At 63.8% G+C, this 10,116-nt stretch carries 5 protein-coding genes; 3 read left to right on the forward strand and 2 right to left on the reverse strand.

Features of this window, described 5'->3' with window-relative positions; translation table 11 throughout:
* Positions 1 to 10: 10 nt before the first annotated feature.
* Together ACXJ7R_RS16235 and ACXJ7R_RS16240 are read right to left on the reverse strand one after the other, a co-directional pair.
* Positions 11 to 3,868, reverse strand: a complete 3,858-nt coding sequence (locus tag ACXJ7R_RS16235; protein WP_457152724.1) for a DUF7929 domain-containing protein — start codon at positions 3,866 to 3,868, stop codon at positions 11 to 13.
* 10 nt (positions 3,869 to 3,878) lie between these two features.
* Positions 3,879 to 5,837 carry a hypothetical protein gene (locus tag ACXJ7R_RS16240; protein ID WP_457152725.1) on the reverse strand — a complete coding sequence of 653 codons (1,959 nt, stop codon included), beginning with the start codon at positions 5,835 to 5,837 and terminating at the stop codon, positions 3,879 to 3,881.
* A 489-nt stretch (positions 5,838 to 6,326) separates the two neighbouring features.
* Here ACXJ7R_RS16240 and dnaK point away from each other — a divergent pair, with 489 nt between their 5' ends.
* The 3 genes from dnaK to ACXJ7R_RS16255 form a co-directional block, all read left to right on the forward strand.
* Entirely contained in the window at positions 6,327 to 8,243 is a 1,917-nt protein-coding gene (gene dnaK, locus ACXJ7R_RS16245; RefSeq protein ID WP_095083681.1) for a molecular chaperone DnaK, read from the forward strand.
* Positions 8,244 to 8,445: 202 nt separating this feature from the next.
* Complete coding sequence (dnaJ, locus tag ACXJ7R_RS16250) at positions 8,446 to 9,576, forward strand: molecular chaperone DnaJ (protein WP_457152726.1); 1,131 nt, start codon at positions 8,446 to 8,448, stop codon at positions 9,574 to 9,576.
* A 153-nt stretch (positions 9,577 to 9,729) separates the two neighbouring features.
* A partial coding sequence (locus ACXJ7R_RS16255) for a class I SAM-dependent methyltransferase (RefSeq protein WP_457152727.1) occupies positions 9,730 to 10,116 on the forward strand: 387 nt, incomplete at its 3' end.

A 10,116-nucleotide genomic window follows, 5' to 3' on the forward strand; every position in this document is an offset into this window, starting at 1 on the left:
GCGCAGACGGTTACGGCTTCAAGTTCTGGATGTTTCCAGCCGGATCGCCCTGCTGTTGCTGGTCAGTTTGCGTCCTGCGCCGCGGAAGCAGCTGCTGCAGGACGTTCGGGTTCAGCAGGCCTGGTTCCAATTGGCCACGGATCGGCCTGCAGTTTGGATAGCGCCCGATCGTGCCTTCCGGGCAGTGCCGCTTGATGATCGGCTGGCACTGGCCATTGATCATCTGCGAGCCCGGCGCGCACTCCTCCACCTGCGGCCTGGATCTGCGGCATGCGCCGTCGATCACCTCGGTCCCGCGCGGACAGACACACTCGCCGCGCTTGTTGTGGACCTGGCCGCGTATGTCGCACTGCTCCACCGGCGGCTGTTTGCGCCGGCAGGCATTGCCTTGCACCTCGGTACCCCTCGGGCAGACACAATTGCCGTTGGCGTCGTGGACCTGGCCACGGATGGTGCATTGCTCGGGCTGCGGCCGGATCGGTCGGCAGGCATTGGCCCGGACTTCCGTACCTTTCGGGCAGACACAATCACCATCGGCATTGTGGACCTGGCCACGGATGGTGCACTGCTCGGGCTGCGGCCGGATCGGACGGCAGGCATTGCCCCTGACTTCCGTACCCTTCGGGCAGACACAATCGCCATCGGCATTGTGGACCTGGCCACGGATGGTGCACTGCTCAGGCTTCGGCCGGATCGGACGGCAGGCATTGCCCCGGACTTCCGTACCCTTCGGGCAGACGCAATCGCCGTCCGAATTGTGGACCTGACCGCGGATCGTGCACTGCTCAGGCTTGTCGGTCTTGACGCACTTCCCGTTTTGAAGCCCGGTTCCGCGTGGGCAGACGCAACGTCCGTCCTGGGTGCGGATCTGGCCTTCGAGCAGCACGCAGGGCCGCGGCTTTGGCTCGACGATGACACCACCGTCGGGCGAGCACTGGCCGTTGCGGAAGGTGGTGCCTTGCGGGCAGACACATCTGCCGGCGTCGTTCATGACGAAACCTGGCGAGCACTCGTTCTTCACCTCATGCGTGATGGTGAAGGGATGGCACGCATAGGCCTTGCCGCGGTCGCCCTGGACATTGGCCTGGTCGCCGGGAAGCATGTCGCCGCCTTGCACCCGTGTGTCGGGAGACAGGACGCCGACGCAGTTCTGGCCGCTGACATTGCCCTGCAGATTGGCCAGGCGGCCGTCGTCGGGAATGACCACGGTGACTTGGTGCACCTGGCTCTCCCCGGCGCCGAGCGTCAGGTTGGCAATGCAGGACAGTGGCAAGGTCGCCGGTTCCGGCGAGCAGCCGAAAGGCGGATCGATCGAGGTGATCGCAACGCCGTCCAACCTGCCGAGACCTTCGACGCCGATCGCATCACCGATGCGAACCGGACCGGAGAAGGGGCTCGTCCCGTCATTCGTGATGGTGATCTCGAACGAGCAGGGCTGGCCGAGCTTGCATTCGCGGTCGCCGGTCTTTTCGACGCGGATGATCGAAGAGCCGCCGCCCTTGGCGCAGGCCTGGCCGATCGGATAGACGATGTCGTCGCCGGGGGCCGGACCATACGAACCCCGCGCGCAGTTCTCGAACTCGCCGTTCGCCGAAACCGTCACGTCGAAGTGACGGCTGGTTCCAGGTGTCATGACGGCACCGGGAATCTGGCACGACAGCGTATTGGCCGGAACCGGTCCGCACGCCCATTCCGCGCCGTCGGGGGTGACGGTCTGGATCTGGACGGGCGCGCCGCCCGCCACCAGCGTGGCGGCGTCGTTGACCCGCACCGGACCGGTGGGGGCAGCGGTGCCGGCATTGACGACGGTGATGCGGCAAGAGACGACCGCGGCACCGGCCAGCGAGCCATTGCACACCTTGGTGATGCGCAAGGCGGGCTTGCCGCCATTGGGGTGACGAATGCGTTCCTTGGCGCAGGCCTTGTTGTTGGTGAGGTCGGTTTCACCGGGGATGGCCTTCACCTCGGCGCAGTTCTCCACCGTGTCGGACTGATAGCCGGTCGGCATGACCGCCTTGACGAAGATCGGCGTCGAGGCGCCCGGTGCGAGCGAGATGCCCGCATTGTCGCAGCGGAACTGGCCGGGGCCGGTCGGGCCGCATGTCCATGGCGGGGTCGGGCCGAAGGTCGAGGAGGCCGGCGCGCCGCCTGGATAGCTGTCGATCACCGTCAGCGGCCCATTGTAGGTGAAGGTGCCGTTGTTGATGATATCGATCACGAAGGTGCAGATGCCGTCGGCCGTGCAGACCTCGGTGCGGGCACGCTTCTTGAGGATCAGGTCGACCTTCTTTTCGACCGGTGGCTGGCATTCGCGATCACGATCGCCACGCCGGCAGATCGGGATCGAGGCACAGCCGCGATCGTTCGACTGGCTGCCGAACAGCGACTTGCCGCTGGCCGCATAATTGTAGGTGGCGCAGTTGCGCAGCACGCTGCCTTGCCAGCCGCCAGCCGGCTTGAAGCCAAGCTTGAGGTCGACGAAGGCTCCCGGATTGAGCGTGGTCACCGGATAGGTGCACGTCATCGGGGTGGTGCCGGGTACGCAGACCCAGGGCGGATTGGGCCCTGAATTGAGCGTCGAGCCGGCCGGCAGCGTCACCTCGTCGAGCACGATCTTGCCGTGATAGGCACCGGTGCCGACATTGGTCACCCTGATGGTGAAGTCGCAGCCGCCGCCCATCGTGCAACGCTGGACTTCGGCACGCTTTTCAACCTTGAGGTCCGGTTCCTTGTCCTTGGGCGGGCATCTCTGGTCGCGCGGGATGACGATGTCGATGGTCTGCGTGCAGCACAGGCCCCAGCCTTCCTCCGGGCCGGCATAGGTTTCGATGCCGGTGACGATGAGGTGGATGACATCGCCGGGTGACGCGCCAACGATCTTCCAGTTGAGCACGCCGCCGCCCGCCGGCACCAGCTGGGTGTCGGGGATGATGGTGATGCCGGGTGTCGTCGTCGACACCTGCACCCATTTGCCGCCCATCTCCGGGCCGACCGGCATGTGGTAGATGAAGGCGCCGCCACCGGGCACGCAATCAACCGTGCCGCGCTCCACCTTGAAGCATTCCTTGCCGGGAGGCGGCGGTGGCGGATTGCACTTGGTGACATCGATCTTGATCGAGGTCTTTTCGCCGGTCTTGAAGTCGCCGTCGTCGGGCTTGCTCGGATCCTGCGACGAGATGATGATCCCCGTGCCGGCTTCCGGCGTCACCTTGATCATGCCCTGGTTGTCGACGATGGTCGGCGAAGGAAACGCCGCATGGTCGATCTTGGCCGTGATCTGGAAGGTGATGACGCGCTCGTTGGGAGCGCCGACGCCGTCGAGATCGGAGGCGGAAATCCGGAAATCGGAAACCGTCGCCGTGTCGTTGGGATTTGCCGATGTGCTGATCGTTGCACCCGGCAGTGGTCCGCCGGCCGCATCCGTGCCGTCGCCGGACACATTGACGTTGACGATCTCAAGGCCGTGCGGAAGCTGGTCCTTGAAGTCGAGTCGCGCCTTTTTCAGTCTGGCCGCGAAGCCAGGGTCGGCAAAACCCTGCGGGTCGCCGCGCAGGCCGAAGCTCAGGGAATAGACGACATAGTCGCAGCCTCTCTGGGTGCCCTTCTTGGTGAAAAAAGGCACGACCCGGCCCGGCTCCGGATTGATGATGCGCGGATTGTCGAGGTCGAGTCTGGGCTCCGTAATGACGGTGTAGAACTCTTCGGCGAAGCCTTGCACCGGGGTCAGGGTGGCGACCGCGATACCGGCCGCCATCAGCCAGCGCGCGCCGCGCCTGGCGAGTGACAGGGGTTTCATGATCGTCTCCAAGACGGTTGACTGCTTCGACTGGTTGCTCGTTGCGAGCGGGGAAAGTGCGAGATTTTTCATCTTCCCCTCCTCAACGTTCGCAGCTGACGGCTGGGGTTCTGAGCGGCAAAGTCATCTTGCAGCAAGGGTAGTAGCCACCCTTGTCCTTGTCGGACTTCCTGTAGAAGCAGAGCCCAACATCGACTGTGTCGCCCGGATAGTGGCCGGTGATGCCGATCGTGTATGGCGTGCCGGGCGCATGCGACATGGGGGAAGTCACCCCGACGCCTGGCGTCCTGGACTGGGCCTTGATCGAATCGCCGCCGAAGCCGGCATGGTCATGGAGATAGAGATCGGCCTCGAGGCCGGAAGGCGTGCAGTAGTACTGGACGTCCTCGACATCGAGACAGGGAGGCAGATTGCCGGGCGGTGGGAAGTCCGGCGGGTAGAAGGGGGGCAGATAGCCACCCGGGATTTCTTCATAATAGCCGGCGCGACCTTCACAGGGATGCCAGACCGCGACGTCGCCGACATGGCCTTCCACTTCGGGATCTTCGAAATAGCCGTCGAAATCGACGAACCAGGAGCCGAAGGGCGGCACGTTGGCCGGTTTGACCAGCTCCCTGGGCGTGATCTGCACGCCGTGCACGGCCAGCGGCCCGCCGGCGGCGAGCTGCTCGGCGAGCGCCGGATTGTCGCGCAGCTTGTCGCCGGTGTTGACAAGCGTCTGCGTGCAGACCGAGGTGTCGAGATTGCCGTCGGCATCATAGCCATATTGCAGGTCGAGACCGCCGGCCGACTGCCGGTTGCCTTGCGGGAAGCCTACCGCATATTCCTGCGGCACTTCGACCCAGACCGATTCCGTCGCCGGATCGTCCGGATTCTCGCGCCAGTAGCGAATGACCTCGCCCTTGCCGGAATCGGCGAACTGGCTGTAATCATAGCGGTTTTCGACCGGGCCGCGCTGTGCCAGATACATGAAGCCGCTGTTGTCGAAGGCGATGTCGGTGACGGCGTAGTCCTTGTCGGCCTTGACCGTCAGTTCCCAGCGCGGATCGCCGGCGAAGGTGCCGTCGCGGGCAATGCCGACCGACCAGATTTCCGACTTTTCGCCAACCGAATAATAGAGCCGGCCGCCGTGATAGGAGACGCCCCAGACGCGGCGCTCGTCCTGCGTGTAGCCCCAGCTGTCGGGGTCTTCGCTGTCGAAGGCCGCGCCCTGTATGTCCATCACCGAACCGTCGTCTGCGACCGGGGCCAGCCCGTGCGCCGGACGCCCGGCAACGCCATGGTCGAAGCTGTCGATCAACCTGCCTTCGGCGTCGATGCGATGGATCAGGCCGGTGTCGAGGTCTGAGGCAAAGAACTGGCGGTGGATGGGATCGAAAGTGAGATTGCCGATGCCGGGACCGCTGTTGGTGTCGATGTCGGCAAACTTGGAGACCTGGCCGGTGATACCGTCGATCTTCCAGATGGTACCCGGCCCGCCACCGTTTTCAGTGCCGAACTGGCCATCCATGAAGGTGGCGCCGGCCGCGCCGCGGCGCTGCCGCTCCGGCCTTCCATCGCTATCGGCATCCGGCGTGACGATACGGATGCCGTGCAGCGAGGTGGCACCGGCATAGAGATTGGGAACGCCCGACGGAACACCGTCGCGCACGCCGTCATCATAGGTGAGGCCGAACACCTGGCCGATCTGTTCGGCCGTCACCTCGAAGGGCGGCGGCGTGGAGACGAGCTGGCCGGCGGCCGGCCCGCCGAGATGCGAGACGTCGAACACGCGCAAGGTGGCGCGCGTGGTGTCGATGAAGGTTTCGTCGACCGGATCGACACCGGGCGGCAGGCCCTCGTCGAAATTGGGAATGATGGTGCCGGAAAAACCGGTTACCGCCATCGAGCCGGGATATATGATCTGGGTGTCCTGCGCCCGTGCTGCGTCACCCAGCCAAAGGCCGGCAGTGAGTGCCAGCGCCAGCAATCCGCCCGGATGCATGGCGTGGCGCAGGCCGCTGTTGAGAGAAGACACGAACGTGCCGCGGACGCGAGACATGAAGCTACCCCCGTTAGCCACGGGAGAAACATCCGGCGTTGCCGCGCAAACCAGGGCAAGGCGCGGTGGTCCGGCACGTTCTTCCCTGATCGAATTGTCTGCTTTCCTCATCTTGACGATACGCCTGCTCTTACGCAGGGTCAACGGAATCAACAGGAAGCCCAGGGCGTCGACCTCGTCTCGAAGGCGGTGGTCGCGCCGAGTTCCTGTTGTTCCCGGAGACCTCAGAGCCTCTGGGTTAATGGTCATGGGGGCTTCCTTTCCGGGCCGCACAATGCGGCACCTGGACATCAGTCGCGGGCTGAGGTGGAAAGGTTCATGGAAGCCTTGCGCAGAATGCTTGCGCGCGATGCTGCCTGTTCTTATATACGCGCCAAGCCGTTCGGCGCCGGAATGCCGGTTGCCGGAACGGAATTTCTTGTGAACAGGGGCTTTCGTCGGAACGCCTGTACGGGTCCTGAGAGCCTGCTTAGCGGAGAGACTAGAAAAATGGCAAAAGTAATCGGTATCGATCTCGGCACCACCAACTCCTGTATCGCCATCATGGATGGCAAAGAGCCGAAGGTGATCGAGAATGCGGAAGGCGCGCGCACGACGCCTTCCATCGTCGCCTTCAGCGGCGACGGCGAACGTCTCGTCGGCCAGCCGGCCAAGCGCCAGGCGGTCACCAATCCTGAAAACACCATCTTCGCGGTCAAGCGCCTGATCGGCCGCCGCTATGACGATCCGGTGACGGAGAAGGACAAGAAGCTTGTCCCCTACAAGATCGTCAAGGGCGACAATGGCGATGCCTGGGTCGAGGCCGGCGACAAGAAGCAGTCGCCCAGCCAGATCTCGGCCATGATCCTGCAGAAGATGAAGGAAACGGCGGAAGCCTATCTCGGCGAGAAGGTCGAGAAGGCGGTCATCACCGTTCCGGCCTATTTCAACGATGCCCAGCGCCAGGCAACCAAGGACGCCGGCAAGATCGCCGGGCTGGAAGTGCTGCGCATCATCAACGAGCCGACCGCGGCCGCGCTCGCCTACGGCCTCGACAAGAAGGATGGCAAGACCATTGCCGTCTATGACCTTGGCGGCGGCACGTTCGACATTTCGGTGCTCGAGATCGGCGACGGCGTGTTCGAGGTGAAGTCGACCAATGGCGACACCTTCCTCGGCGGCGAGGACTTCGACATGCGCCTGGTCGAGTATCTGGCGGCTGAGTTCAAGAAGGAACAGGGCATCGACCTGAAGAACGACAAGCTGGCCCTGCAGCGCCTCAAGGAGGCGGCTGAAAAGGCCAAGATCGAGCTGTCGTCGACGACGCAGACCGAGATCAACCTGCCCTTCATCACCGCCGATGCGACCGGGCCGAAGCACCTGACGCTGAAGCTGACGCGCGCCAAGTTCGAGCAGCTGGTCGACGACCTCGTCCAGCGCACCATCGACCCTTGCAAGGCGGCGCTCAAGGATGCCGGCCTGAAGGCTGGCGAAATCGACGAAGTCGTCCTGGTCGGCGGCATGACCCGCATGCCCAAGATCCAGGAGATCGTGAAGCAGTTCTTCGGCAAGGAGCCGCACAAGGGCGTCAACCCGGATGAGGTCGTCGCTCTCGGCGCCGCCATCCAGGCCGGCGTGCTGCAAGGCGACGTCAAGGACGTGCTGTTGCTCGACGTGACGCCGCTGTCGCTCGGCATCGAGACGCTGGGTGGCGTGTTCACGCGGCTGATCGAGCGCAACACGACGATCCCGACCAAGAAGAGCCAGGTGTTCTCGACGGCCGAGGACAGCCAGTCCGCAGTGACCATCCGCGTCTTCCAGGGCGAGCGCGAAATGGCCGCCGACAACAAGGCGCTTGGCCAGTTCGACCTGGTCGGCATCCCGCCGGCGCCACGCGGCGTGCCGCAGATCGAGGTCACCTTCGACATCGACGCCAACGGCATCGTCAACGTTTCGGCCAAGGACAAGGGCACCGGCAAGGAGCACCAGATCCGCATCCAGGCATCGGGTGGCCTTTCGGACGCCGACATCGAGAAGATGGTCAAGGACGCCGAGGCCAACGCCGAGAGCGACAAGAAGCGGCGTGCGGTGGTCGAGGCCCGCAACCAGGCCGAGGCGCTGGTGCATTCGTCCGAGAAGTCGCTGAAGGAATATGGCGACAAGGTCTCGGAAGCCGAACGCACGGCGATCGCAGATGCGATCACGGCGCTGAAGGCCGCGGCCGAAGGCGATGACGCGGCCGACATCGAGGCCAAGTCGCAGGCGCTTGCCGAGGCTTCGATGAAGCTTGGCCAGGCCATGTACGAGGCTTCGCAGAAGGAAGCGGCGGAAGCCGACGCCAAGGCGGATGCCGCCAAGGACAGTGACGTGGTCGATGCCGATTTCGAGGAAATCGACGAGGACGACGATAAGAAGAAGTCGGCCTGAACCGTTTGACGGCAAGATAAAGCGAAAAGCCCGGCGCAGGCCGGGCTTTTTTGCAACCCTGGCGGAAAAAATCGCTGAAAAAGACGGACAGAACCGCGCCGGCCCTAGCATCCGGGCAGCACCGCTCCTAAATCGAGACAACGTGCCGGCAAACGACGCAACATATGCATCAAGACGTTGAACATCCGGACTGCGGGAAAAAATGAAAGCTGATTTCTACGAAACGCTGGGTGTCCAGAAAGGCGCCGACGAGAAGGAGCTCAAGAGCGCTTTCCGCAAGCTCGCCATGCAGTTCCATCCCGACCGCAATCCCGGCGATCATTCCTGCGAGCACAAGTTCAAGGAAATCAACGAAGCCTACGAGACGCTGAAGGACCCGCAAAAGCGCGCGGCCTATGACCGTTTCGGTCACGCGGCCTTCGAGCAGGGTGGCATGAATGGCGGCGCGCAAGGCTTTGGTGCCGGCGGCTTCGCCGACATTTTCGAGGATATTTTCGGCGACATGATGGGCGGGCGCCAGCGCCGCTCGTCGGGCGGCCGCGAGCGCGGCGCCGACCTGCGCTACAATATGGAAATCTCGCTGGAGGAAGCCTACGCGGGAAAGACCGCGCAGATCCGCGTGCCAGCATCGATCTCCTGCTCGGAATGCTCGGGCAGCGGCGCCAAGCCGGGCACCCAGCCTGTCACCTGCTCGATGTGCAACGGCCACGGCAAGGTGCGCGCCACGCAAGGCTTTTTCTCCATCGAGCGCACCTGCCCGCAATGCCAGGGCCGCGGCCAGACCATCAAGGATCCGTGCCCGAAATGCGCTGGTCAGGGCCGCGTCACCGAAGAGCGTTCGCTGTCGGTCAACATCCCTGCCGGCATCGAGGACGGCACCCGCATCCGCCTTGCCAGTGAGGGCGAGGCCGGCCTGCGCGGTGGGCCGTCTGGCGACCTCTATATTTTCCTGGCGGTCAAGCCGCACGAATTCTTCCAGCGCGACGGCGCCGATCTCTACTGCAAGGTGCCGATCTCGATGACGACGGCCGCCCTTGGCGGCTCCTTCGAGGTGACGACGCTGGATGGCACGCAGACCAAGGTGAAGGTGCCGGAAGGCACCCAGAACGGCCGCCAGTTCCGCCTCAAGGGCAAGGGCATGCCGGTGCTGCGCCAGCCCAATGTCGGCGATCTCTACATCCAGACCGCGGTCGAGACGCCGCAGAACCTCACTCGCCGCCAGCGCGAGCTGTTGGAGGAGTTCGAACAGCTCTCCTCGCAGGATAATTCGCCCCAATCGAGTGGCTTTTTCACCCGCATGAAGGATTTCTTCGAATCCTTCGGCGAGCGCTGATGGGAATTCTAGGCAAGCCGCGTGATTTCGTGAAATGCGTCGCATATTGAGACGCGACGAAACTTATCTTATCCACGACATGCGTCTGACCGCGCCTTGCCTTGCGCCGCTCAGATGTTAAGTAATTTGGGGGGAGTGCTGAGGAGAGCTTGCATGACACGTCCCGGACTGCGCAAGGCGCTTGCCGAAAAGTTCGACGACGAGCTCAAATTCTTCAAGGGCTGGATCGACAAGCCGAAGACGGTCGGCTCGATCGTGCCGACCAGCTCGGTCACCGCCCGCAAGATGGCCTCGATCGTCAATCCGAAATCCGGCCTGCCGGTGCTCGAGGTCGGTCCCGGCACCGGCGTCATCACCCGCGCCATCCTGGCCCTCGGGGTGCGACCCGAAAATCTCTACGCTGTCGAATATTCCACCGACTTCGTCCGCCACCTGCGGCAACTCTATCCCGGCGTCAACGTCATCGAGGGCGATGCCTTCAACCTCAACGCGACGCTTGGCGAACAGAGCGGGATGATCTTCGATTCCGTGGTTTCCGGC

The sequence above is a fragment of the Mesorhizobium sp. P5_C1 genome (genome assembly GCF_054049815.1).

Bases quoted from the DNA above. Each gene is read 5' to 3' on its own strand.
- dnaJ (WP_457152726.1), top strand. From the start codon at position 8,446: ATGAAAGCTGATTTCTACGAAACGCTGGGTGTCCAGAAAGGCGCCGAC.
- dnaK (WP_095083681.1), top strand. From the start codon at position 6,327: ATGGCAAAAGTAATCGGTATCGATCTCGGCACCACCAACTCCTGTATC.
- ACXJ7R_RS16240 (WP_457152725.1), bottom strand. From the start codon at position 5,837: ATGTCTCGCGTCCGCGGCACGTTCGTGTCTTCTCTCAACAGCGGCCTG.
- ACXJ7R_RS16235 (WP_457152724.1), bottom strand. From the start codon at position 3,868: ATGAAAAATCTCGCACTTTCCCCGCTCGCAACGAGCAACCAGTCGAAG.